Source organism: Streptomyces sp. CA-106110 (assembly GCF_050936285.1).
Lineage (GTDB): Bacteria > Actinomycetota > Actinomycetes > Streptomycetales > Streptomycetaceae > Streptomyces.
The window spans coordinates 5,221,855-5,244,387 of record NZ_JBNJNB010000001.1 but is presented as its reverse complement, the minus strand read 5'-3'; the positions used below and the strand labels follow the sequence as shown (position 1 = coordinate 5,244,387).

At 68.0% G+C, this 22,533-nt stretch carries 32 protein-coding genes; 30 read left to right on the top strand and 2 right to left on the bottom strand.

What is annotated here, in order from left to right:
* Positions 1–122 precede the first annotated feature (122 nt).
* Complete coding sequence (gene tuf, locus ACQEXA_RS24030; RefSeq protein ID WP_432931464.1) at positions 123–1,316, top strand: elongation factor Tu; 1,194 nt, start codon at positions 123–125, stop codon at positions 1,314–1,316.
* A gap of 246 nt (positions 1,317–1,562) precedes the next feature.
* On the opposite strand, the gene ACQEXA_RS24025 is transcribed toward tuf, so the two are convergent.
* Entirely contained in the window at positions 1,563–4,373 is a 2,811-nt protein-coding gene (locus ACQEXA_RS24025) for a poly(A) polymerase (RefSeq protein ID WP_433130976.1), read from the bottom strand.
* Positions 4,374–4,376: 3 nt separating this feature from the next.
* On the bottom strand, positions 4,377–6,038 hold the full coding sequence (locus ACQEXA_RS24020; RefSeq protein WP_432931467.1) for an RNA ligase family protein: 1,662 nt from the start codon (positions 6,036–6,038) through the stop codon (positions 4,377–4,379).
* Between the two features lie 533 nt (positions 6,039–6,571).
* Between ACQEXA_RS24020 and rpsJ the strand changes: the two genes are divergently transcribed.
* From rpsJ to ACQEXA_RS23875, 29 genes are all read left to right on the top strand, one after another.
* Entirely contained in the window at positions 6,572–6,880 is a 309-nt protein-coding gene (gene rpsJ / locus ACQEXA_RS24015) for a 30S ribosomal protein S10 (protein WP_014054162.1), read from the top strand.
* Between the two features lie 17 nt (positions 6,881–6,897).
* Positions 6,898–7,542 (top strand): 50S ribosomal protein L3, encoded by a 645-nt coding sequence (gene rplC, locus ACQEXA_RS24010; RefSeq protein WP_359396257.1) that lies wholly within the window; start codon positions 6,898–6,900, stop codon positions 7,540–7,542.
* An 8-nt stretch (positions 7,543–7,550) separates the two neighbouring features.
* The gene (gene rplD / locus ACQEXA_RS24005) at positions 7,551–8,207 is read left to right on the top strand and encodes a 50S ribosomal protein L4 (RefSeq protein ID WP_359396260.1); all 657 of its coding nucleotides are present in this window, start codon (positions 7,551–7,553) and stop codon (positions 8,205–8,207) included.
* The gene (gene rplW, locus ACQEXA_RS24000; RefSeq protein WP_432931470.1) at positions 8,207–8,626 is read left to right on the top strand and encodes a 50S ribosomal protein L23; all 420 of its coding nucleotides are present in this window, start codon (positions 8,207–8,209) and stop codon (positions 8,624–8,626) included. Before rplD ends, rplW begins: the two co-directional genes overlap by 1 nt.
* A gap of 40 nt (positions 8,627–8,666) precedes the next feature.
* Positions 8,667–9,503, top strand: coding sequence for a 50S ribosomal protein L2 (gene rplB, locus ACQEXA_RS23995; RefSeq protein ID WP_359396266.1), 837 nt, complete (start codon positions 8,667–8,669; stop codon positions 9,501–9,503).
* 12 nt (positions 9,504–9,515) lie between these two features.
* Positions 9,516–9,797 (top strand): 30S ribosomal protein S19, encoded by a 282-nt coding sequence (gene rpsS / locus ACQEXA_RS23990; RefSeq protein WP_003948639.1) that lies wholly within the window; start codon positions 9,516–9,518, stop codon positions 9,795–9,797.
* Positions 9,798–9,839: 42 nt separating this feature from the next.
* Positions 9,840–10,187 (top strand): 50S ribosomal protein L22, encoded by a 348-nt coding sequence (gene rplV, locus ACQEXA_RS23985; RefSeq protein WP_346173381.1) that lies wholly within the window; start codon positions 9,840–9,842, stop codon positions 10,185–10,187.
* Positions 10,187–11,014, top strand: coding sequence for a 30S ribosomal protein S3 (gene rpsC / locus ACQEXA_RS23980; protein ID WP_359396269.1), 828 nt, complete (start codon positions 10,187–10,189; stop codon positions 11,012–11,014). Before rplV ends, rpsC begins: the two co-directional genes overlap by 1 nt.
* A gap of 5 nt (positions 11,015–11,019) precedes the next feature.
* The gene (gene rplP / locus ACQEXA_RS23975) at positions 11,020–11,439 is read left to right on the top strand and encodes a 50S ribosomal protein L16 (RefSeq protein ID WP_359396272.1); all 420 of its coding nucleotides are present in this window, start codon (positions 11,020–11,022) and stop codon (positions 11,437–11,439) included.
* Positions 11,439–11,663 (top strand): 50S ribosomal protein L29, encoded by a 225-nt coding sequence (gene rpmC, locus ACQEXA_RS23970; RefSeq protein WP_054217228.1) that lies wholly within the window; start codon positions 11,439–11,441, stop codon positions 11,661–11,663. Before rplP ends, rpmC begins: the two co-directional genes overlap by 1 nt.
* A complete protein-coding gene (gene rpsQ, locus ACQEXA_RS23965; RefSeq protein ID WP_359396276.1) occupies positions 11,663–11,947 on the top strand; it encodes a 30S ribosomal protein S17 in 285 nt (94 codons plus the stop codon). Before rpmC ends, rpsQ begins: the two co-directional genes overlap by 1 nt.
* A gap of 187 nt (positions 11,948–12,134) precedes the next feature.
* Positions 12,135–12,503 (top strand): 50S ribosomal protein L14, encoded by a 369-nt coding sequence (gene rplN / locus ACQEXA_RS23960; protein WP_359396279.1) that lies wholly within the window; start codon positions 12,135–12,137, stop codon positions 12,501–12,503.
* Between the two features lie 2 nt (positions 12,504–12,505).
* Positions 12,506–12,829 carry a 50S ribosomal protein L24 gene (rplX, locus tag ACQEXA_RS23955; protein WP_359396282.1) on the top strand — a complete coding sequence of 108 codons (324 nt, stop codon included), beginning with the start codon at positions 12,506–12,508 and terminating at the stop codon, positions 12,827–12,829.
* Positions 12,829–13,386, top strand: coding sequence for a 50S ribosomal protein L5 (gene rplE, locus ACQEXA_RS23950; RefSeq protein ID WP_359396284.1), 558 nt, complete (start codon positions 12,829–12,831; stop codon positions 13,384–13,386). Before rplX ends, rplE begins: the two co-directional genes overlap by 1 nt.
* A 5-nt stretch (positions 13,387–13,391) precedes the next feature.
* Positions 13,392–13,577 (top strand): type Z 30S ribosomal protein S14, encoded by a 186-nt coding sequence (locus tag ACQEXA_RS23945; protein ID WP_059127180.1) that lies wholly within the window; start codon positions 13,392–13,394, stop codon positions 13,575–13,577.
* Between the two features lie 209 nt (positions 13,578–13,786).
* Positions 13,787–14,185, top strand: a complete 399-nt coding sequence (gene rpsH / locus ACQEXA_RS23940) for a 30S ribosomal protein S8 (RefSeq protein WP_007384075.1) — start codon at positions 13,787–13,789, stop codon at positions 14,183–14,185.
* A gap of 24 nt (positions 14,186–14,209) precedes the next feature.
* Positions 14,210–14,749, top strand: coding sequence for a 50S ribosomal protein L6 (gene rplF / locus ACQEXA_RS23935; RefSeq protein ID WP_359396286.1), 540 nt, complete (start codon positions 14,210–14,212; stop codon positions 14,747–14,749).
* Between the two features lie 3 nt (positions 14,750–14,752).
* Positions 14,753–15,136, top strand: coding sequence for a 50S ribosomal protein L18 (gene rplR / locus ACQEXA_RS23930; protein ID WP_359396288.1), 384 nt, complete (start codon positions 14,753–14,755; stop codon positions 15,134–15,136).
* 39 nt (positions 15,137–15,175) lie between these two features.
* On the top strand, positions 15,176–15,781 hold the full coding sequence (rpsE, locus tag ACQEXA_RS23925) for a 30S ribosomal protein S5 (protein ID WP_007494753.1): 606 nt from the start codon (positions 15,176–15,178) through the stop codon (positions 15,779–15,781).
* Positions 15,781–15,963, top strand: a complete 183-nt coding sequence (gene rpmD / locus ACQEXA_RS23920; RefSeq protein ID WP_030174559.1) for a 50S ribosomal protein L30 — start codon at positions 15,781–15,783, stop codon at positions 15,961–15,963. Before rpsE ends, rpmD begins: the two co-directional genes overlap by 1 nt.
* Before the next feature lie 2 nt (positions 15,964–15,965).
* Positions 15,966–16,421, top strand: coding sequence for a 50S ribosomal protein L15 (gene rplO / locus ACQEXA_RS23915; protein ID WP_265566063.1), 456 nt, complete (start codon positions 15,966–15,968; stop codon positions 16,419–16,421).
* A 240-nt stretch (positions 16,422–16,661) separates the two neighbouring features.
* Positions 16,662–17,975 (top strand): preprotein translocase subunit SecY, encoded by a 1,314-nt coding sequence (secY, locus tag ACQEXA_RS23910; RefSeq protein WP_432931477.1) that lies wholly within the window; start codon positions 16,662–16,664, stop codon positions 17,973–17,975.
* Positions 17,975–18,637, top strand: a complete 663-nt coding sequence (locus tag ACQEXA_RS23905; RefSeq protein WP_432931479.1) for an adenylate kinase — start codon at positions 17,975–17,977, stop codon at positions 18,635–18,637. Before secY ends, ACQEXA_RS23905 begins: the two co-directional genes overlap by 1 nt.
* Positions 18,638–18,839: 202 nt before the next feature.
* Positions 18,840–19,676 (top strand): type I methionyl aminopeptidase, encoded by an 837-nt coding sequence (map, locus tag ACQEXA_RS23900; protein ID WP_432931481.1) that lies wholly within the window; start codon positions 18,840–18,842, stop codon positions 19,674–19,676.
* A 172-nt stretch (positions 19,677–19,848) separates the two neighbouring features.
* Positions 19,849–20,070, top strand: coding sequence for a translation initiation factor IF-1 (infA, locus tag ACQEXA_RS23895; RefSeq protein ID WP_003948620.1), 222 nt, complete (start codon positions 19,849–19,851; stop codon positions 20,068–20,070).
* Between the two features lie 59 nt (positions 20,071–20,129).
* On the top strand, positions 20,130–20,243 hold the full coding sequence (gene rpmJ / locus ACQEXA_RS23890; protein ID WP_003998809.1) for a 50S ribosomal protein L36: 114 nt from the start codon (positions 20,130–20,132) through the stop codon (positions 20,241–20,243).
* Positions 20,244–20,429: 186 nt separating this feature from the next.
* Positions 20,430–20,810: a 30S ribosomal protein S13 gene (gene rpsM, locus ACQEXA_RS23885; RefSeq protein WP_432931483.1), complete on the top strand. Its 381-nt coding sequence runs from the start codon at positions 20,430–20,432 to the stop codon at positions 20,808–20,810.
* Between the two features lie 65 nt (positions 20,811–20,875).
* On the top strand, positions 20,876–21,280 hold the full coding sequence (rpsK, locus tag ACQEXA_RS23880; RefSeq protein ID WP_003956432.1) for a 30S ribosomal protein S11: 405 nt from the start codon (positions 20,876–20,878) through the stop codon (positions 21,278–21,280).
* Between the two features lie 150 nt (positions 21,281–21,430).
* Complete coding sequence (locus tag ACQEXA_RS23875) at positions 21,431–22,453, top strand: DNA-directed RNA polymerase subunit alpha (RefSeq protein ID WP_433130974.1); 1,023 nt, start codon at positions 21,431–21,433, stop codon at positions 22,451–22,453.
* The last annotated feature ends 80 nt before the right edge of the window (positions 22,454–22,533 follow it).

Sequence of the window (22,533 nt, the reverse complement as noted above, 5' to 3'; positions counted from 1 at the left end):
TAGGCTTGACACCGACCGCCTGGGGTTCTTCCCCGTGAAGGACCCCGGCGGGCGGCACCCCAGCAAAGATCACCTGGCGCCGATGAGTAAGGCGTACAGAACCACTCCACAGGAGGACCCCAGTGGCGAAGGCGAAGTTCGAGCGGACTAAGCCGCACGTCAACATCGGCACCATCGGTCACATCGACCACGGTAAGACGACCCTCACGGCCGCCATTACCAAGGTGCTGCACGACGCGTACCCGGACCTGAACGAGGCCACCCCGTTCGACAACATCGACAAGGCGCCCGAAGAGCGTCAGCGCGGTATCACCATCTCCATCGCGCACGTCGAGTACCAGACCGAGTCGCGTCACTACGCCCACGTCGACTGCCCGGGTCACGCGGACTACATCAAGAACATGATCACCGGTGCCGCCCAGATGGACGGCGCAATCCTGGTGGTCGCCGCCACCGACGGCCCGATGCCGCAGACCAAGGAGCACGTGCTCCTGGCCCGCCAGGTCGGCGTTCCGTACATCGTCGTCGCCCTGAACAAGGCCGACATGGTGGACGACGAGGAGATCCTGGAGCTCGTCGAGCTCGAGGTCCGTGAGCTCCTCTCCGAGTACGAGTTCCCGGGCGACGACGTTCCGGTCGTCCAGGTCTCCGCTCTGAAGGCGCTCGAGGGCGACACCAAGTGGACCGAGTCGGTCCTCAACCTGATGAAGGCCGTCGACGAGTCGATCCCGCAGCCGGAGCGCGACGTCGACAAGCCGTTCCTGATGCCGATCGAGGACGTCTTCACGATCACCGGTCGTGGCACCGTCGTGACCGGTCGTATCGAGCGCGGCATCCTCAAGGTCAACGAGACCGTCGACATCATCGGCATCAAGACCGAGAAGACCACCACCACGGTCACCGGTATCGAGATGTTCCGCAAGCTGCTCGACGAGGGCCAGGCCGGTGAGAACGTCGGTCTGCTGCTCCGCGGCATCAAGCGAGAGGACGTCGAGCGCGGCCAGGTCATCATCAAGCCGGGCTCGGTCACCCCGCACACCGATTTCGAGGCGCAGGCCTACATCCTGTCCAAGGACGAGGGTGGCCGCCACACGCCGTTCTTCAACAACTACCGCCCGCAGTTCTACTTCCGTACGACGGACGTGACCGGCGTCGTGACCCTCCCCGAGGGCACCGAGATGGTCATGCCGGGTGACAACACCGAGATGAAGGTGGAGCTCATCCAGCCCATCGCCATGGAAGAGGGCCTGAAGTTCGCCATCCGTGAGGGTGGCCGCACCGTGGGCGCCGGCCAGGTCACCAAGATCACCAAGTAAGTTCCGCTTGCTTGAGGGTCATCAGCTGACCTGAAGAGGCCCGTACGACTCCGGTCGTACGGGCCTCTTCGCGTTGTGCGCTGTCACGCTTGCGGCGCCGGGGGTGCGCGCATCCGGGTGATCGGGGGAGCAGCGCTGCACTGCTCGCCGAGGGCGCCGCAGCAGCACTGCGAGGTGGTCTTCGACCGGTTGCGGGCGAAGCTGGCGGGCGGCTGACTCGCCATGTGCGTTCCGGAGCCCCGGCGCTCAGTGCAGAGTCGGAACCTCGCCGCCCTCGGCCCTCGTGAGGGTGACCCCGGTCAGTCCGCGCAGTCGCCGTTCCGCGACGGCCGCGAGCTGGTCGGCGGTCGGTGGGGTGGGGCCCAGGCCGATGGCGTAGCGGGCGGGGGCCGTGGCGAAGGGGCGGGGCCAGGCGTGGCAGGCCGGGGCCGCCTCCGCGAGGTCGGTGACGAGGGCCCGCATTCTGCCCCGTACCCGCCCCTCGTCCGCCCCCGCGCCCACCGTCACGACCGCCCAGGCCGCGTGGCGGCGGTGGAGCGGGGGAGGGACGAGGAGCTCGGCCCAGGGGTACGGGTCCGTGGTCGTGTCCAGCAACTCCCAGGCACGGAACAGCTCCCCGGTGACGAGGTCGCGCATGCCGGCCGTGACCTGGTCCGTGCAGGGGCGCACCGGGGCGGACGGCGTCGTGATGGTGAGGGGGAGGGGCTGGGCCCGATCGTCCTCGCGTCCCGCCGGTGCCACCTCCTCGTGCCAGTCCCAGGCCGCCCAGGTCGCGAAGAAGTGCCGTAGCAGATCGGGCGCCGGCAGGTCGCCGGCCTCGCTCGCGGTGCGGGCCGCCAGGACGGACCAGGCCAGGCCCGGCAGGCCCCCGAACGGTGCCGAGTCCAGGCCCCGGGCCTTCGCCCAGGCCTTGACCTGCGTGGCCAGCCGGGTGAAGGCCGGCCTGTGTGCGCCCGCCGCGGTGAGCACGGCGTCGCCGTCGCTCACCGCGCTGAGCGCGACCGCTGCCGCCTCGCCCAGCTCGGCCCGGCGCTCCACCGCCTCGGCGGGGTTCATCGAGCCGGTGGCCACGACGACCAGGTCCACGTCCAGCCCGTCGAGCCGCAACCGCAGACCGGGTACGCGTGCCCCGACCACCTCGCGCACGTCGGCCGCCTCGGGGAGGGAGGCGGTCAACTTCGCCTGTACGGCGGCGAGTTCGACTGTGCCGGGCACCGCCGCCACCAGGTCCAGGTCCGCTCCGGGCAGTGCGCAGCCCATGCGCCGGGAGCCCGCGACGTGCACGACGCCGTCGTGGATCGCGTCCTCGATGCGGCGCGTGATCCGGTCGGCCACGGCGGAGTCGGCGGTCGTGGCGGCTTCGTGTCCGTACTCAGGGGTCTCCGCCGTCCAGCGGACCTCGCCCGTGCCCAGCGCCACCGTCCCGCGCACCCGCATCGGCTCGTCCCCGCGCCGCGAGAGCAGCGCCAGCTCGCCGACCCTGGCCGGCATCGGGGCGAGCCGGGCCTCGCACACGGCGGCCAGGGCGTGCGGGTCGGTGGTGCGACCCAGACTCAGGTGAGGGGTGAATCCCGCGTGGCGGCCCCGGCAGCGCGGGAAGTGGCGCAGGAGGGTGCGGTGCAGCTCGGCCCATGGCTCCTCGCCGCCGGCCGCTGGGTCGAGCCAGACGGTGGCGTGGTCGCGGTGGCCGAACGAGTGCACGCCCTCCAGCCGGGCGTCGAAGGGAACCGTGGCGGCCGTCGCGAGCACCGATGCCGCCTGCTCGAAGGCGTGTTCAGGCACGAATCCGAAGAGCAGGTTCACATGCGGAGGCCAGCGGTGGATCTGCGGGTCATGGTCCCGGCGGATGTCCTGCAGCGGCGGCCACAGTGCGCGGGGAGGGATCCACGCCAGTGCCGTACGGGGCGTCGGCCGGGCGTCGAGACGGTCGAGGGCGTCCCCCTCCGTTGCGTCCGATGTCACCTCCGCCAGCACCCCGTAGTGATCGGAGAGGTACAGCCCTTCCGCCGCGGGCTTGTCGCCGCACAGCTCGGCCCGTCGTACCCGCAGACCCTCCCCGCGCAGCAGCACCCTGTCCAGCCGGGATGCCCGGCCGGACAGGGAGGAGATCGCGGCCAGCGGGTTGGTGCCCGGGTCGAAGGTCGGGGTCGTGTCGTCGGCGCCGTGTGCCTCGCTCCACGCGTCGCGCATCCCCAGCGTCAGCTGCGGTGCGTCACCACCGTCGTTGAAGTCGCCCATCAGGACCAGTTCGGCATCCAGGCCCGCCAACCCCTCGGCGATCCGGGCCAGTTCGGCAGCGCGCCGGTCCGCACCGTTCTCGGAGTGGTCGCTGCTCAGATGCGTCGCCGCGACGACGAGGGGCCGCATGCCCGTCTCCACGACGAGGGCGGTCACCGCCTTGTGCGGGCCCAGCGCATGAGACGCGGCCTCGCGGACGGGCAACCTGCTCAGGAGCAGCAGCCCGCATGTGTCCACGTCCGGTCCCCGCGGATCCGTCCCCAGCGTCCAGCCCGCCCGCACCCATGGCTCGCGCAGCAGCAAGGCCAGGAGATCCGCTTCGACCTCCTGCAACGCGATCAGGTCCACATCGGCGTCACGCAGGGCCCGCAGCAGCTCGGGCCTGCGCCGGGCGCTGTCGATGCGGTCGGCGTCGTAGCGGTCCCAGAGGGTGTTCCAGGTCAGCACCCGCACACCGCCGGAGTCCGCGAGGGGGCCCGAGGCGGCCGCGTACGGGCGTGCGGGCACCCAGTTCTCACCATCCCAGACATGCGGCGTGCGGGCCGTGAAGAACGGTGCCCGCAGCAGCCGGGCCTCCCGCACCCGACCGGCCCCTGTCGCGTCGATCCGGTCCACACCTGTGGCCCGGTCCCACACCACCTCGCCGTCCGCCTCGAAGAACAGCACCCGGTGCCACGGGATCTCGCCGCCGGGCACGAACACGGGCAGCGGAACACGCTTCGGACCGGCGCCGCGCTGAAGGATGCCCAGTACGAAGCGGGCCGGGTCGAAGCGTGCGTCCCAGCGCACCCGGTGATAGATCTCCTCGCTCGTGCGCACCGGTCAGACCTCTTCCTCGACGGTTCCGCTCGCGCCGATGTACCAGGTGCGATGCGCGTCGCCCGGATACGGCGGGCCGAAGCGCCGGAGCTGCTCGGTGAGCACCGCCGGCGGCACCGGGTGCTCACGGTGGGCGTTGCGCCGGACCAGCTCGTCCTCGTCGACCAGGACCACGGCGTGGGTGATCAGGGCGTCGTGGCGGCGGGCGGTCGCGTGCACGACCGAGCGCTGCTGCTTGTTCAGGGACGTGGCGTCCCACACCGCGGTCCCTCCGGCGGCCAGCGTCCTGTCCAGCAGGCCGAGCCCCTCACGCAGGACCTCCTTGTTCGCCCGCTGGTCGGCGCGTGCACCGCGCGCCTCGCGCAGATCGTCCAGGGAGACGTACGCGTCCACGCCCGGGAGCCCCTGGGCGAAGGTGCTCTTGCCGCTGCCGGCCGGGCCGACCATCTGGATCAGCTGCGGGAAGGCGCCGGAGCGCCAGCGCCAGGTCGCGGCCACCGCCTCGTCGACACCACTGATCCGCCCCGCGGCGTACGCCTCGCGCGCCTCGGCCCGACACCGGACGGCGGCATCGGCCGGCAACTCGGCGAACGCCTCCCGCAACGCGTCCTCGTCCATCGCCCGGACGCCCTCGGCGTGCAGCGCCGACCACTCCACCTGCTCGCGTGCCTCGTCCGTCGCCGCGGTGGCCCGGGCGACCGCGTGCAGCAGACCGAGGTCGGCGGCGTAGGACAGTCGCACCAGGCCGGACCGCCGGTCCGCGTCCGGATACGGCCGGTGCAGTGCCGGGTGCAGTCCCACGAGATCGGCGACCCGGCGTGCGAGCGGCATGCCCACCACCCCGGCGAGCCGTGCCGCGAGCCGCCCCCGTCTGCCCCCGTGCAGCAGCGCGGCCAGTACGCCGGCGAGCCGGTCGTCACCCGACCGCTCCGCCGGATCGAACCGGATGGCGGCCGGTCGGTCCCCTTCGCCGGGCAACCCGACCGCCTCCTCCAGCGCCGCCGCATCGACAGCCGCCCCGGAGCGCACCCCCCACAACGCGGCGCTCGGCCCGAGCCCGTTCTCGACGACGGCCGCGTGCATCCAGTGCGTGTCCGTCCGCACATGCCCGGCGCGCACCCACTTGGCCACGCGCTCCCCGAACTCCTCCGCGCCGAACCCGTCCGTGACCCGGACGACGTACCCCTCCTGGCGCCCGGGATCCACCGGCAGAGCGCGCAGGGCCCGCTCGTCGAACACGCCTCGCCACAGCACCCGCGGCGTGGGAATGCCGAGTCCGCGCAGAAAGGCCACCGTCCGGTCCCAGTCCAGGCAGCGGCTGTCGCCGTCCCACACCGAGAAGCCGTAGAACCAGCTCTCCAGGTCGTCGTACGCGATCGAGTGGCGGGCGTACATGTTCTCCCCGCACACCCGCCAGCCCTCGGGTATGGCGGGCCCGATGCGTGCCTGGAGCGCCTTGACCCAGGTGCGGGAGGGATGGTGGGCCGAGTCGAGCGAGCGGGCGTGCAGGCCGTCGGCGTAGAGGGTGGTGTTCTCACCGTCGAGCTTCTCGGTGACGACGACCTCGCGGCCGCGCAGGCCGGACAGGCCGGTGACCCGCAGATCATCGGCGGTCGCCCCGGGGGACCAGGGCAGATGCGGGGTCCGCGGATAGTGCGTGCGCATGGTGAACGTCCCCCGTGACGGCCGATGTACCCGGTCAGGGTAGGATCGCGGCGCGGCGGCGGGCGAGGGATTATCTGCGGCCCCCGGGTACGGACCTGCGGGCCGGCTGTGATGGGGCGAGCCGGGTTTGACCCGCGGAACCGTCCGGGTATCCTCTCCGGCTCGATTGGCCAGCGCCCCGCCCTCTATGGCAGACTAGCGGGGTTGCTCGGTCGAGTGTTGATGCTGCGCGCCTCCCGCCGGGAGGACCGGAAGCGAGTCCCACAGTACTCGTCGCCCTAACTGCCTCACGGCAGCGCTGGGGCGGACGTACGGGAATCTTCCGGGAAGCGTGGGTGCAGCACCGGCCAGGTACCCGGCGGGTCCGCCCCCGGTCTCGCGGTTCCGGAAGGGCCGTGTTCCCCAGCAGGGATGTTCGAACAAGGGGCATCTGTGTCAGCGGGAGTGCGACACGCCCGACCGCGTGGGGCGGAGGGGGAAAGACTGGAACGCCGGGTTCCAGAGCGTAAAAGAGACAGGACTACGAAGTAGCCATGGCGGGACAGAAGATCCGCATCCGGCTCAAGGCCTACGACCACGAGGTCATCGACTCCTCGGCGAAGAAGATCGTCGAGACGGTGACCCGTACTGGTGCGTCGGTCGCGGGCCCGGTGCCGCTGCCCACTGAGAAGAACGTGTACTGCGTCATCAAGTCGCCGCACAAGTACAAGGACGCGCGCGAGCACTTCGAGATGCGCACCCACAAGCGCCTGATCGACATCCTCGACCCGACCCCCAAGACCGTTGACTCTCTGATGCGACTCGACCTCCCGGCCGGTGTCGACATCGAGATCAAGCTCTGAGGCCGGTGATCTGAGAGATGACCAAGCAGATCAAGGGCATCCTGGGCGAGAAGCTCGGTATGACGCAGGTCTGGGACGAGAACAACCGTGTCGTCCCGGTGACCGTCGTCAAGGCCGGGCCGAACGTCGTCACCCAGGTCCGTACGAACGACGCCGACGGCTACGAGTCCGTCCAGATCGCCTTCGGTGAGATCGACCCGCGCAAGGTGAACAAGCCCCTCAAGGGCCACTTCGCCAAGGCGGACGTCACCCCGCGTCGTCACCTTGTCGAGATCCGCACGTCGGATGCCTCCGAGTACACCCTCGGCCAGGAGATCACCGCTGAGGTGTTCGAGGCCGGTGTGAGGGTCGACGTCACCGGCAAGAGCAAGGGCAAGGGCTTCGCCGGTGTCATGAAGCGTCACAACTTCAAGGGCCTCGGCGCCGGGCACGGCGTTCAGCGCAAGCACCGCTCTCCCGGTTCGATCGGTGGCTGCGCCACCCCGGGCCGTGTGTTCAAGGGCGTCCGCATGGCGGGTCGCATGGGCAACGAGCGCGTCACCACCCAGAACCTGACCGTCCACGCCGTTGACGCGGAGAAGGGTCTGCTGCTCATCAAGGGCGCGGTTCCCGGTCCGAACGGCGGCCTCGTCCTGGTCCGCACCGCGGCCAAGGGGGCCTGAGGTAACCGATGAGCACTGTTGACATCCTTTCGCCTGCCGGCGAGAAGGCCGGTAGCGTCGAACTCCCCGCGGAGATCTTCGGCGTGGAGAAGGTCAGCATTCCGCTGATCCACCAGGTCGTCGTCGCGCAGAACGCGGCTGCCCGCCAGGGCACGCACAAGACCAAGACCCGTGCCGAGGTCCGTGGTGGCGGCAGGAAGCCGTACCGCCAGAAGGGCACCGGCCGCGCCCGTCAGGGTTCGACCCGCGCGCCGCAGTTCGCCGGTGGTGGCGTCGTGCACGGTCCCGTGCCGCGTGACTACTCGCAGCGGACCCCGAAGAAGATGAAGGCTGCCGCTCTGCGTCACGCCCTCACCGACCGGGCCCGCCACAACCGCATTCACGTCGTCACCGGCGTGATCGAGGGCGAGACCCCCTCCACCAAGGCCGCCAGGACGCTGTTCGGCAAGATCTCGGAGCGCAAGAACCTGCTCCTGGTCATCGAGCGCGCCGACGAGGCCGCGTGGCTGTCCGCCCGCAACCTGCCCCAGGTCCACATCCTGGAGCCGGGCCAGCTGAACACGTACGACGTGATCGTCTCCGACGACGTGGTCTTCACCCAGGCCGCTTTCGAGTCCTTCGTGTCCGGCCCGAAGGCCACTGACACCGAAGGGAGCGAGGTCTGATGGCCATCCGTCACCCCGCCATTGCCTCGAAGGCCGCCAAGGCCGCCAAGGCCGCGCGCGTCGCCAAGGCGCGTCGCCACGCCGCCGAGGGCAAGAACACCGTCGTCACCCCGGCGAGCAAGTCGTACACGGACCCCCGTGACGTCCTGCTGAAGCCGGTCGTGTCGGAGAAGAGCTACGCGCTCCTCGACGAGAACAAGTACACGTTCGTCGTTGCCCCGAGCGCCAACAAGACCCAGATCAAGGAGGCCGTCCAGGCGGTCTTCTCGGTCAAGGTCACCGGGGTCAACACGATCAACCGCCAGGGCAAGCGCAAGCGGACCCGCACGGGCTTCGGCCAGCGTGCCGCCACCAAGCGCGCGATCGTGACCCTCGCTGAGGGCGACCGTATCGACATCTTCGGCGGTCCGACCGCCTAAGGGCGGTCTGGATCGTCCGATATCGGACGAGGACTGAGAAATGGGAATCCGCAAGTACAAGCCGACTACGCCGGGCCGTCGTGGCGCCAGCGTCGCCGACTTCGTCGAGGTCACGCGGTCCACGCCGGAGAAGTCGCTGGTCCGTCCCCTGCACAGCAAGGGCGGCCGTAACAACACCGGTCGTGTGACCGTTCGCCACCAGGGTGGCGGACACAAGCGCGCCTACCGAGTGATCGACTTCCGTCGTCACGACAAGGACGGCGTGCCGGCGAAGGTCGCGCACATCGAGTACGACCCCAACCGCACCGCGCGCATCGCGCTGCTGCACTACGCCGACGGCGAGAAGCGCTACATCCTCGCCCCGCGCAACCTGCAGCAGGGTGACCGCGTCGAGAACGGTCCCGGGGCCGACATCAAGCCGGGCAACAACCTGGCCCTGCGCAACATCCCGGTCGGTACGACCCTGCACGCCATCGAGCTGCGTCCGGGCGGTGGCGCCAAGTTCGCCCGCTCGGCCGGTGCCTCCGTGCAGCTGCTCGCGAAGGAGGGCGCCTACGCCCACCTGCGCATGCCGTCCGGCGAGATCCGCCTGGTCGACGTCCGCTGCCGCGCCACTGTCGGCGAGGTCGGCAACGCCGAGCAGTCGAACATCAACTGGGGCAAGGCCGGCCGCAAGCGCTGGCTGGGCGTTCGCCCGACCGTGCGTGGTGTGGTCATGAACCCCGTGGACCACCCGCACGGTGGTGGTGAGGGCCGTACCTCCGGTGGCCGCCACCCGGTGTCCCCGTGGGGCCAGAAGGAAGGCCGTACGCGTTCCGCCAAGAAGGCGAGCGACAAGTACATCGTCCGCCGCCGCAAGACGAACAAGAAGCGCTAGGAGCGGGTTTAGATGCCGCGCAGTCTCAAGAAGGGGCCCTTCGTCGACGACCACCTGATCAAGAAGGTGGATGTCCAGAACGAAGCCGGCACCAAGAACGTCATCAAGACCTGGTCCCGCCGCTCGATGATCGTCCCGGCCATGCTCGGCCACACGATCGCGGTGCACAACGGCAAGACCCACATTCCGGTGTTTGTCACCGAGTCGATGGTCGGCCACAAGCTCGGCGAGTTCTCGCCGACGCGCACCTTCCGGGGTCACGTCAAGGACGACCGGAAGTCGAAGCGCCGCTAGCAGCGGGGTGGAATGACCATGACAGACACTGGAAGGACAACCATGGAAGCCAGGGCCCAGGCGCGGTACATCCGCGTCACGCCCATGAAGGCCCGCCGCGTGGTGGACCTCATCCGTGGCATGAACGCCACGGAGGCTCAGGCGGTCCTGCGTTTCGCCCCGCAGGCCGCGAGCGTGCCGGTCGGCAAGGTGCTGGACAGCGCCATTGCCAACGCCGCGCACAACTACGACCACACCGATGTCGACAGCCTCTTCATCTCCGAGGCCTACGTCGATGAGGGCCCGACCCTGAAGCGGTTCCGTCCGCGTGCCCAGGGCCGTGCCTACCGGATCCGCAAGCGGACCAGCCACATCACCGTGGTCGTCAGCAGCAAGGAAGGAACCCGGTAATGGGCCAGAAGGTAAACCCGCATGGGTTCCGGCTCGGTATCACGACCGACTTCAAGTCGCGTTGGTACGCCGACAAGCTGTACAAGGACTACGTCAAGGAAGACGTCTCCATCCGTCGGATGATGACGTCCGGCATGGAGCGCGCCGGCATCTCCAAGGTCGAGATCGAGCGCACCCGTGACCGCGTCCGCGTGGACATCCACACCGCGCGTCCGGGCATCGTCATCGGCCGCCGTGGCGCCGAGGCCGACCGCATCCGCGGCGACCTCGAGAAGCTCACGGGCAAGCAGGTCCAGCTGAACATCCTCGAGGTCAAGAACCCCGAGACCGACGCTCAGCTGGTTGCCCAGGCCGTCGCCGAGCAGCTCTCCTCCCGCGTCTCCTTCCGCCGCGCCATGCGTAAGAGCATGCAGTCGGCGATGAAGGCGGGCGCCAAGGGCATCAAGATCCAGTGCGGTGGCCGCCTCGGCGGCGCCGAGATGTCCCGCTCGGAGTTCTACCGCGAGGGCCGTGTGCCCCTGCACACGCTCCGCGCGAACGTGGACTACGGCTTCTTCGAGGCCAAGACGACCTTCGGCCGTATCGGTGTGAAGGTCTGGATCTACAAGGGCGACGTCAAGAACATCGCCGAGGTCCGTGCCGAGAACGCTGCCGCCCGTGCGGGTAACCGCCCGGCCCGCGGTGGTGCCGACCGCCCGGCCCGTGGTGGCCGCGGTGGCGAGCGCGGCGGGCGCGGCCGCAAGCCGCAGCAGGCTCCGGCTGCCGAGGCCCCCAAGGCCGACGCTCCCGCTGCCGCTCCGGCTGAGAGCACCGGAACGGAGGCCTGACCGACATGCTGATCCCCCGTAGGGTCAAGCACCGCAAGCAGCACCACCCGAAGCGCGACGGCGCTGCCAAGGGCGGCACGCAGATTGCGTTCGGCGAGTACGGCATCCAGGCGGTGACCCCGGCGTACGTGACGAACCGCCAGATCGAGGCGGCTCGTATCGCGATGACCCGTCACATCAAGCGTGGCGGCAAGGTCTGGATCAACATCTACCCGGACCGTCCGCTCACCAAGAAGCCCGCTGAGACCCGCATGGGTTCCGGTAAGGGTTCTCCGGAGTGGTGGATCGCCAACGTCAAGCCCGGACGCGTGATGTTCGAGCTGTCGTACCCCAACGAGAAGATCGCCCGTGAGGCGCTGACCCGTGCGGCCCACAAGCTGCCGATGAAGTGCCGGATCGTCAAGCGCGAGGCAGGTGAAGCGTGATGTCGGCCGGTACCAAGGCGTCCGAGCTGCGCGAGCTGGGCAACGAGGAGCTTCTGGACAAGCTCCGCGAGGCCAAGGAAGAGCTGTTCAACCTCCGCTTCCAGGCGGCGACGGGCCAGCTCGAGAACCACGGCCGTCTGAAGGCGGTCCGCAAGGACATCGCGCGGATCTACACCCTGATGCGCGAGCGTGAGCTGGGCATCGAAACGGTGGAGAACGCCTGATGAGCGAGAAGAACGTGACTGAGAACACTGAGGCGCGCGGCTTCCGCAAGACCCGCGAGGGTCTCGTCGTCAGCGACAAGATGGACAAGACCGTCGTCGTCGCCGTCGAGGACCGCGTCAAGCACGCGCTGTACGGCAAGGTCATCCGCCGTACGAACAAGCTCAAGGCGCACGACGAGCAGAACGCCGCGGGTGTCGGCGACCGCGTCCTCCTCATGGAGACCCGGCCGCTGTCCTCGAGCAAGCGCTGGCGCGTCGTCGAGATCCTCGAGAAGGCGAAGTAACAAGCGGGGCTGCAAAGCCCCGGCTGACCACCGCTGGGGGCCGTACCGTCAGGTTCCCGGCCCCCGGCGTGGGTTTCCGTCTGAAGAGGCGTAAGTAATTCCTGCGGGGCACCCCCCGCAGGACAGTTCCGCCAGGCTCTCCGGCCGCAACACCCGGAGGGAACCGGCAGACGATCAGGAGATAGACGTGATCCAGCAGGAGTCGCGACTGCGCATCGCCGACAACACTGGTGCGAAGGAGATCCTTTGCATCCGTGTGCTCGGTGGTTCCGGTCGCCGCTACGCGGGCATCGGTGACGTCATCGTCGCCACCGTCAAGGACGCGATCCCCGGTGGCAACGTGAAGAAGGGTGACGTCGTCAAGGCGGTCATCGTTCGCACCGTTAAGGAGCGCCGCCGTCCGGACGGCTCGTACATCCGCTTCGACGAGAACGCCGCCGTCATTCTGAAGAACGACGGCGACCCTCGCGGCACCCGCATCTTCGGCCCGGTCGGCCGTGAGCTGCGCGAGAAGAAGTTCATGAAGATCATCTCGCTCGCGCCGGAGGTGCTGTAAGCATGAAGATCAAGAAGGGCGACCTGGTCCAGGTCATCACCGGCAAGGACAAGGGCAAGCAGGGCAAGGTCATTGCCGCTTACCCGCGCGACGAGCGTGTCCTGGTCGAGGGTGTCAACCGGGTCAAGAAGCACACCAAGGCCGGTCCGACCGCCAGCGGTTCGCAGGCCGGCGGCATCGTGACCACCGAGGCCCCGATCCACGTGTCCAATGTTCAGCTGGTCGTGGAGAAGGACGGCAACAAGGTCGTCACGCGTGTCGGCTACCGCTTCGACGACAACGGCAACAAGATCCGCGTTGCCAAGCGGACGGGTGAGGACATCTGATGGCTACCACCACCACTCCGCGTCTGAAGCACAAGTACCGCGAGGAGATCGCGGGCAAGCTGCGTGACGAGTTCAAGTACGAGAACGTCATGCAGATCCCCGGTCTCGTCAAGATCGTGGTCAACATGGGTGTGGGCGACGCCGCTCGCGACTCCAAGCTGATCGAGGGCGCCATCCGCGACCTCACCACGATCACCGGTCAGAAGCCGGCCGTCACCAAGGCCCGCAAGTCCATCGCGCAGTTCAAGCTGCGTGAGGGCCAGCCGATCGGTGCCCACGTCACGCTGCGTGGCGACCGCATGTGGGAGTTCCTGGACCGCACCCTGTCGCTCGCGCTGCCGCGCATCCGCGACTTCCGCGGTCTGTCCCCCAAGCAGTTCGACGGCCGTGGCAATTACACCTTCGGTCTCACGGAGCAGGTTATGTTCCACGAGATCGACCAGGACAAGATCGACCGCGTCCGGGGTATGGACATCACCGTGGTCACCACGGCGACCAACGACGCTGAGGGCCGCGCGCTCCTTCGTCACCTCGGCTTCCCGTTCAAGGAGGCGTGAGCGAGATGGCGAAGAAGGCTCTGATCGCGAAGGCTGCTCGTAAGCCCAAGTTTGGTGTGCGCAGCTACACCCGCTGCCAGCGCTGCGGTCGTCCGCACTCCGTGTACCGCAAGTTCGGCCTGTGCCGCGTGTGCCTTCGTGAGATGGCTCACCGTGGCGAGCTGCCGGGCGTGACCAAGAGCTCCTGGTAACAGCCCTATTGGGTTGATGCAGGGCTCTCGGTAAGCATCTGGGTCGGCAGGCGGCCCAACTCACATGCATTAAGCTTGTGGGGTTGGGCGTCTGCCGCCCGTACGACTTACTACGCCGTAGGTCCACCGCGCCGCACCCGTCCCGTCTCGGATCGGGGAGAGGGATGGCGCACCAGGAAACCCCGGCGAGAGAGGCCGAAGGCCAATTCATGACCATGACTGATCCGATCGCAGACATGCTTACGCGTCTGCGGAACGCGAACTCGGCATACCACGACTCCGTGACGATGCCGGCATCGAAGATCAAGTCGCACATCGCGGAGATCCTCCAGCAGGAGGGCTTCATCACGGGCTGGAAGGTCGAGGACGCCGAGGTCGGCAAGAACCTCGTTCTCGAGCTGAAGTTCGGCCCCAACCGTGAGCGCTCCATCGCGGGCATCAAGCGGATCTCCAAGCCCGGTCTCCGGGTGTACGCGAAGTCCACCAACCTGCCGAAGGTGCTCGGCGGCCTCGGCGTGGCGATCATCTCCACGTCCCACGGGCTCCTCACCGATAAGCAGGCCGGCAAGAAGGGCGTAGGCGGAGAAGTTCTCGCCTACGTCTGGTAACGGAAGGGAACGGAGGAAACAGCTATGTCGCGCATCGGCAAGCTCCCCATCGCGGTTCCCGCCGGCGTGGACGTCACCCTCGACGGCAACACGGTCTCGGTCAAGGGCCCCAAGGGCACACTGACCCACACCGTCGTGGCGCCGATCGAGATCGCCAAGGGTGAGGACGGCGTTCTGAACGTCACCCGCCCCAACGACGAGCGTCAGAACAAGGCCCTGCACGGCCTGTCCCGCACGCTGGTGGCGAACATGATCACCGGCGTGACCCAGGGTTACGTGAAGAAGCTCGAGATCAGCGGTGTCGGTTACCGCGTGACCGCCAAGGGCGCGAACCTTGAGTTCGCGCTCGGCTACAGCCACCCGATCACCGTCGAGGCCCCCGAGGGCATCACCTTCAAGGTGGAGGCCCCCACCCGTTTCTCGGTCGAGGGCATCGACAAGCAGAAGGTCGGCGAGGTTGCGGCCAACATCCGCAAGCTGCGCAAGCCCGACCCGTACAAGGCCAAGGGCGTCAAGTACGAGGGCGAAGTCATCCGCCGCAAGGTCGGAAAGGCGGGTAAGTAAGCCATGGCATACGGACAGAAGATCCTCAAGGGCGACGCCTACAAGCGCGCCGCGATCAAGCGCCGTCACCTCCGGATCCGCAAGCGGATCTCGGGTACGGCGGAGCGTCCGCGTCTGGTCGTGACCCGCTCCAACCGGCACATCGTGGCGCAGGTGATCGACGACCTCAAGGGCCACACCTTGGCATCGGCGTCCACGCTGGACACCTCGGTCCGTGGTGGCGAGGGCGACAAGTCCGCGCAGGCCAAGCAGGTCGGCGCCCTGGTCGCCGAGCGCGCCAAGGCCGCCGGTGTCGAGGCTGTCGTGTTCGACCGTGGTGGCAACCAGTACGCCGGGCGTATCGCCGCCCTGGCGGACGCCGCCCGCGAAGCCGGGCTCAAGTTCTGAGCCTGCCGTAGCTAGCGGAAACAGAGAGAGGTAATTCCAATGGCTGGACCCCAGCGCCGCGGTGGCGGTGCCGGTGGCGGCGAGCGGCGGGACCGGAAGGGCCGTGACGGCGGCGCAGCTGCCGCCGAGAAGACCGCGTACGTTGAGCGCGTCGTCGCGATCAACCGTGTCGCCAAGGTTGTTAAGGGTGGTCGTCGCTTCAGCTTCACCGCGCTGGTCGTGGTGGGCGACGGTGACGGCACCGTGGGTGTCGGATACGGCAAGGCCAAGGAGGTGCCGGCCGCCATCGCCAAGGGTGTTGAGGAGGCCAAGAAGCACTTCTTCAAGGTCCCCCGGATCCAGGGCACCATCCCGCACCCGATCCAAGGTGAGAAGGCTGCCGGCGTCGTGCTGCTCAAGCCCGCGTCCCCGGGTACCGGTGTTATCGCCGGTGGTCCGGTGCGTGCCGTGCTCGAGTGCGCCGGTATCCACGACATCCTGTCGAAGTCGCTCGGCTCCGACAACGCGATCAACATCGTGCACGCGACCGTGGCGGCCCTGAAGGGCCTGCAGCGTCCCGAGGAGGTCGCGGCCCGCCGTGGTCTGCCGCTCGAGGACGTCGCTCCCGCGGCCCTGCTGCGTGCGCGTGCCGGGGCGGGTGCGTGATGGCTCAGCTCAAGATCACGCAGGTCAAGTCCTACATCGGTAGCAAGCAGAACCACCGTGACACCCTGCGTTCCCTGGGCCTCAAGCGCCTGGGTGACGTGGTCGTCAAGGAGGACCGCCCCGAGTTCCGCGGCATGGTGCACACCGTCCGCCACCTCGTGACGGTCGAGGAGGTCGACTGATCATGGCGGAGCAGAACCCGCTCAAGATCCACAACCTCCGTCCCGCCCCGGGCGCCAAGACCGCCAAGACCCGTGTGGGTCGTGGTGAGGCGTCGAAGGGTAAGACGGCCGGTCGTGGTACCAAGGGCACCAAGGCGCGCTACCAGGTTCCGGAGCGCTTCGAGGGTGGCCAGATGCCGCTGCACATGCGTCTCCCGAAGCTGAAGGGCTTCAAGAACCCGTTCAAGACCGAGTTCCAGGTCGTGAACCTCGACAAGCTGGCCGCGCTCTACCCCGAGGGTGGCGAGGTCACGGTCGAGGACCTGGTGGCCAAGGGCGCCGTTCGCAAGAACAGCCTGGTCAAGGTCCTGGGCCAGGGCGAGGTCTCCGTGGCGCTGCAGGTGACGGTCGACGCCGTCTCCGGCTCTGCCAAGGAGAAGATCACCGCCGCCGGCGGTACCGTCACCGAGCTCGTCTGATTCCCTCGGACGCCTCGATGACCTGAACGATCCCGCCGGGGATATCCCACATGGGGTATCCCCGGTTGGTCGTTCCAAGGGGGCAGTCTCGCCGGTAAGGTGGCCAGCACTGCCAACTTTCACAGGGCGCCGCAGTACGGGCACTCTGGGCGGTAGTCGACCGTTACTCATGTCGTTGTCCAGTCGGAATCTCAAGACCGTCACCCTTGACGCAGTCGCGCGGGGGTCGCAGGAGGCACCGTGCTCACCGCGTTCGCCCGGGCGTTCAGGACGCCCGACCTGCGCAAGAAGCTGCTCTTCACGCTCGGCATCATCGTGGTGTACCGGGTCGGTACGCACATCCCGATCCCGGGCGTCGACTACAAGAGCGTCCAGACTTGTATCGATGTCGCCAAGGGCAACCAGGGCCTGTTCGGTCTGGTCAACATGTTCAGCGGCGGCGCGCTGCTGCAGATCACGATCTTCGCGCTGGGCATCATGCCCTACATCACGGCGAGCATCATTCTCCAGCTGCTGACCGTGGTCATCCCCCGTCTCGAGGCCCTGAAGAAGGAGGGCCAGGCGGGTACGACGAAGATCACGCAGTACACCCGTTACCTGACGGTGGCGCTGGCGATCCTCCAGGGCACCGGCCTGGTGGCCACCGCCCGCAGCGGCGCCCTGTTCTCGGGCTGCCCGGTGGCGACCTCGATCGTCCCGGACCAGTCGATCTTCAGCACCATCACGATGGTCGTCTGCATGACCGCCGGTACGGCCGTCGTCATGTGGCTCGGCGAGCTGATCACCGACCGCGGCATCGGCAACGGCATGTCCATCCTGATGTTCATCTCGATCGCCGCGACCTTCCCCTCCGCGCTGTGGGCCATCAAGAAGCAGGGCACCCTGGCCGGCGGCTGGATCGAGTTCGGCACCGTCATCGCCGTCGGCCTGGTCATGGTCGGCCTGGTGGTCTTCGTCGAGCAGGCGCAGCGGCGCATCCCGGTCCAGTACGCGAAGCGCATGATCGGCCGGCGTTCCTACGGCGGCACGTCCACGTACATTCCGCTCAAGGTGAACCAGGCGGGTGTGATCCCGGTCATCTTCGCCTCGTCGCTGCTGTACATCCCGGCCCTGATCGCGCAGTTCGCCGGGGGCGGTTCCGGGTGGAAAGCCTGGATCCAGCAGAACCTGACCAAGGGCGACCACCCGATTTACATCACGATGTACTTCTTGCTCATTGTTTTCTTCGCGTTCTTCTACGTGGCCATCTCGTTCAACCCCGAGGAAGTCGCGGACAACATGAAGAAGTATGGTGGCTTCATCCCGGGCATCCGGGCCGGTCGGCCCACCGCTGAGTACCTCTCGTACGTGCTCAACCGGATCACCTGGCCGGGATCGCTGTACCTGGGCCTGATTGCTCTCGTACCGACAGTGGCGTTGGTTGGTTTCGGGGCGAGCCAGAACTTCCCGTTCGGTGGCACCAGCATCCTGATCATCGTGGGTGTCGGTCTCGAGACGGTGAAGCAGATCGAGAGCCAGCTCCAGCAGCGCAATTACGAAGGGTTCCTCCGCTGATGCGAATCGTCCTCGTCGGACCGCCCGGTGCCGGCAAGGGAACGCAGGCCGCGTTCCTCGCCAAGAACCTGTCGATCCCGCACATCTCCACGGGCGACCTGTTCCGCGCCAACATCAGCCAGCAGACGGAACTCGGCAAGCTGGCGAAGTCCTTCATGGACAAGGGCGAACTGGTACCGGACGAGGTCACTATCGGGATGGCCAAGGACCGCATGGAGCAGCCGGACGCGAAGAACGGCTTCCTGCTGGACGGCTTCCCGCGCAATGTGCAGCAGGCCGAGGCGCTGGACGACATGCTCAAGAGCGAGGGCATGAAGCTGGACGCGGTCCTCGACCTCGAGGTCCCCGAGGAAGAGGTCGTCAAGCGCATCGCGGGCCGCCGGGTCTGTCGCAACGAGCCGTCGCACGTCTTCCACGAGTCGTACAAGCCGCCGAAGCAGGCGGGCCTCTGCGACGTCTGCGGCGGCGAGCTCTACCAGCGCGACGACGACTCCGAGGAGACCGTCCGCAAGCGGCTGGAGGTCTACCACCAGCAGACCGAGCCGATCATCGACTACTACAAGGCGCAGGGCCTGGTAGCCACGATCTCCGCGCTCGGCAAGGTGGAAGAGGTCACCCGCCGCGCGATGGAGGCGCTCAAGCAGAAGGTCGACGCCAAGTAGTCGCCCTCACCGCTCACCGGCCGCGGTCCCCTCTCGGGACCGCGGCCGTGGTGTGCGGTCCCTCGGACGCGGCCGCGGCTTAAGGCCCCGGATCCCGGCCGACCCGAGCGGACCCCGGCACCGAGCGCGGCCGGGCAGGATCGGCCGCCCCTTATCGTTGATGGTGTCCGTCATCTCCAGGTCCAGAAAGGCCGCAGCCCCCATGGTGCAGATCAAGACCCCCGAGCAGATCGCCAAGATGCGTGAGGCGGGACTGGTCGTCGCCGCCGTGCATGCGGCTACCCGCGAGGCGGCCGTTCCGGGGGCCACGACGAAGGACCTGGACGAGGTGGCGCGCAAGGTCCTCGCCGAGCACGGGGCGAAGTCGAACTTCCTGGGCTACGGAGGCTTCCCCGCGACGATCTGCACCTCGGCGAACGAGGTCGTCGTCCACGGCATCCCCTCCGACGAGGTCGTACTCAAGGACGGGGACATCATCTCCATCGACGCCGGCGCCATCGTGGACGGTTGGCACGGGGATGCCGCGTACACCGTCTTCGTGGGGTCCGGTCACGCCCCGGAGCTGATCGAGCTGTCCCGGGTGACCGAGGAGTCGATGTGGGCCGGGATCGCGGCGGTGAAGCAGAGCAACCGGCTCGTCGACGTCTCCCGGGCGATCGAGACGTACATCCGCCGGCAGCCGAAGCCGGGCGGCGGCAGGTACGGGATCATCGAGGACTACGGCGGGCACGGCATCGGCACCGAGATGCACATGGACCCGCATCTGCTGAACTACGTCGACCGGCGCCGGGGCAAGGGCCCCAAGCTGGTTCCGGGCTTCTGCCTCGCCATCGAGCCGATGGTGTCGCTGGGCACGCCGAAGACCGAGGTGCTCGAGGACGACTGGACCGTGATCACCACGGACGGCACCTGGTCCTCGCACTGGGAGCACTCCGTCGCCCTGACGGAGCAGGGCCCGTTGGTCCTGACGGCCCCGGACGGCGGTAAGGCGAAGCTCGCCGAATACGGCATCACGGCGGCCCCGGACCCGCTGGCCTGAGTCCGGCGGCCCGAGGGGCCCCGCGCGCATGATGATCTCGCGCATGGGGCAGACTCCCACGATTCGTCTTTCCGAAAGGCCTGGCGTAGACTGACTCGTCGGCTCTCGTGTATCCGCATGTCCGCATGCGGGACCCTGAGTCGATCAAGGTAGTCGATTCGAAGGGCGAAGCGTGGCCAAGAAGCAAGGTGCCATCGAGATCGAGGGCACTGTCGTCGAGTCTCTTCCGAACGCCATGTTCAAGGTCGAGCTCCAGAACGGCCACCAGGTCCTGGCACACATCAGCGGCAAGATGCGTATGCACTACATCCGCATCCTCCCTGACGACCGGGTCGTGGTGGAGTTGTCTCCCTACGACCTGACGCGTGGACGGATCGTCTACCGATACAAGTAGATCTTGCCCGCACTCCGCTCCGGCGGGGTGGTGGCACTGACCCGGAGAACCTCAATCCCATGAAGGTCAAGCCGAGCGTCAAGAAGATCTGCGACAAGTGCAGGGTGATCCGCCGTCACGGTCGGGTCATGGTCATCTGTGAGAACCCGCGCCACAAGCAGCGCCAGGGCTGACGCACGACCGCACCTCTGCATCCGCAGAAATTCGCGCGACGCAAGCTGAATATGTTCATACGCAGTGCCCGGAGCCATGCGGCTCCGATACCCCCGGTTCGGAGGCCGGGGACCCGGTTCGTACCTCGTACGGCGGCCGGGAGCCGGCTCTGCGGAAGACCTCCGAAGATCACCAGGAGCCATTGAATGGCACGCGTTTCCGGTGTTGACATCCCGCGCGAAAAGCGCGTGGAGGTCGCCCTCACCTATGTGTTCGGCATCGGCCGGACGCTCTCCCAGCAGACGCTGGCGGAGACCGGCATCGACCCGAACACCCGCGTTCGCGACCTCTCCGAGGAGCAGCTCGTCGCGATCCGCGAGTACGTCGACAACAACATCAAGACCGAGGGTGACCTCCGTCGTGAGATCCAGGCCGACATCCGCCGCAAGGTGGAGATCGGCGCCTACCAGGGTCTCCGTCACCGTCGCGGTCTGCCCGTCCGCGGTCAGCGCACCAGCACCAACGCCCGTACCCGCAAGGGCCCGCGTCGCGCCATCGCCGGCAAGAAGAAGCCGGGCAAGAAGTAGTCCGCAGCGGACATCCGTCCACGGTCTTCGCTGTAGGACCGACCACCTCCCGTAGGAGTTAGTAGATGCCCCCCAAGGGTCGTCAGGGCGCCGCCAAGAAGGTGCGCCGCAAGGAAAAGAAGAACGTCGCTCACGGCCACGCGCACATCAAGAGCACGTTCAACAACACGATCGTCTCGATCACGGACCCGTCCGGCAACGTGATCTCCTGGGCCTCCGCCGGCCACGTCGGCTTCAAGGGCTCCCGGAAGTCCACGCCGTTCGCCGCGCAGATGGCCGCCGAGTCGGCCGCCCGCCGCGCCCAGGAGCACGGCATGCGCAAGGTCGACGTGTTCGTCAAGGGCCCGGGTTCCGGTCGTGAGACCGCGATCCGCTCCCTGCAGGCCACGGGCCTCGAGGTCGGCTCCATCCAGGACGTCACCCCGACCCCGCACAACGGCTGCCGTCCGCCGAAGCGCCGCCGCGTCTGACGCACGGCCGCTTCGCAGGACAGCGGTTACGGGCGGTACGGCTCCTTGGGGTCGTACCGCCCGTACCCTTGCAGTACCCGCACCCTGCCAGGTGCGGCTTGGTCGGGCGTCATATAGCGGGCGTCCACGACTGAAGGATCTGATCCACACATGCTGATCGCTCAGCGACCCTCGTTGACCGAGGAGGTCGTCGACGAGTTCCGCTCCCGGTTCGTGATCGAGCCGCTGGAGCCGGGCTTCGGCTACACCCTCGGCAACTCCCTCCGCCGCACCCTCCTGTCGTCGATCCCCGGCGCTGCTGTCACCAGCATCCGCATCGACGGCGTCCTGCACGAGTTCACCACCGTGCCGGGCGTCAAGGAGGACGTCACCGACCTGATCCTCAACATCAAGCAGCTGGTCGTCTCCTCGGAGCACGACGAGCCGGTCGTGATGTACCTGCGCAAGCAGGGCCCGGGTCTGGTCGCCGCCGTCGACATCGCGCCCCCGGCCGGTGTCGAGGTGCACAACCCCGACCTCGTCCTGGCCACGCTCAACGGCAAGGGCAAGCTGGAGATGGAGCTGACCGTGGAGCGCGGTCGCGGCTACGTCTCCGCCGTGCAGAACAAGCAGGTGGGCCAGGAGATCGGCCGTATCCCGGTCGACTCCATCTACTCGCCGGTTCTCAAGGTCACCTACAAGGTCGAGGCGACGCGTGTCGAGCAGCGCACCGACTTCGACAAGCTGATCGTCGACGTCGAGACCAAGCAGGCCATGCGTCCCCGTGACGCGATGGCCTCCGCCGGCAAGACCCTGGTCGAGCTGTTCGGTCTCGCCCGCGAGCTGAACATCGACGCCGAGGGCATCGACATGGGCCCGTCCCCCACGGACGCCGCCCTGGCCGCCGACCTGGCGCTGCCGATCGAGGAGCTGGAGCTCACGGTCCGCTCCTACAACTGCCTCAAGCGCGAGGGCATCCACTCCGTGGGTGAGCTCGTCGCCCGCTCCGAGGCCGACCTGCTGGACATCCGCAACTTCGGTGCGAAGTCCATCGACGAGGTCAAGGCGAAGCTGGCCGGCATGGGCCTGGCCCTGAAGGACAGCCCGCCTGGATTCGACCCGACCGCCGCCGCCGACGCCTTCGGTGCCGACGACGACGTGGACGCCGGGTTCGTCGAGACCGAGCAGTACTGAGAGCTCGGGCTCGACGGTCCGACACAGGGTGCGGGTGGACTGCCGCTTGTCGCGCAGTTCCCCGCGCTCCTTCCGGGAAC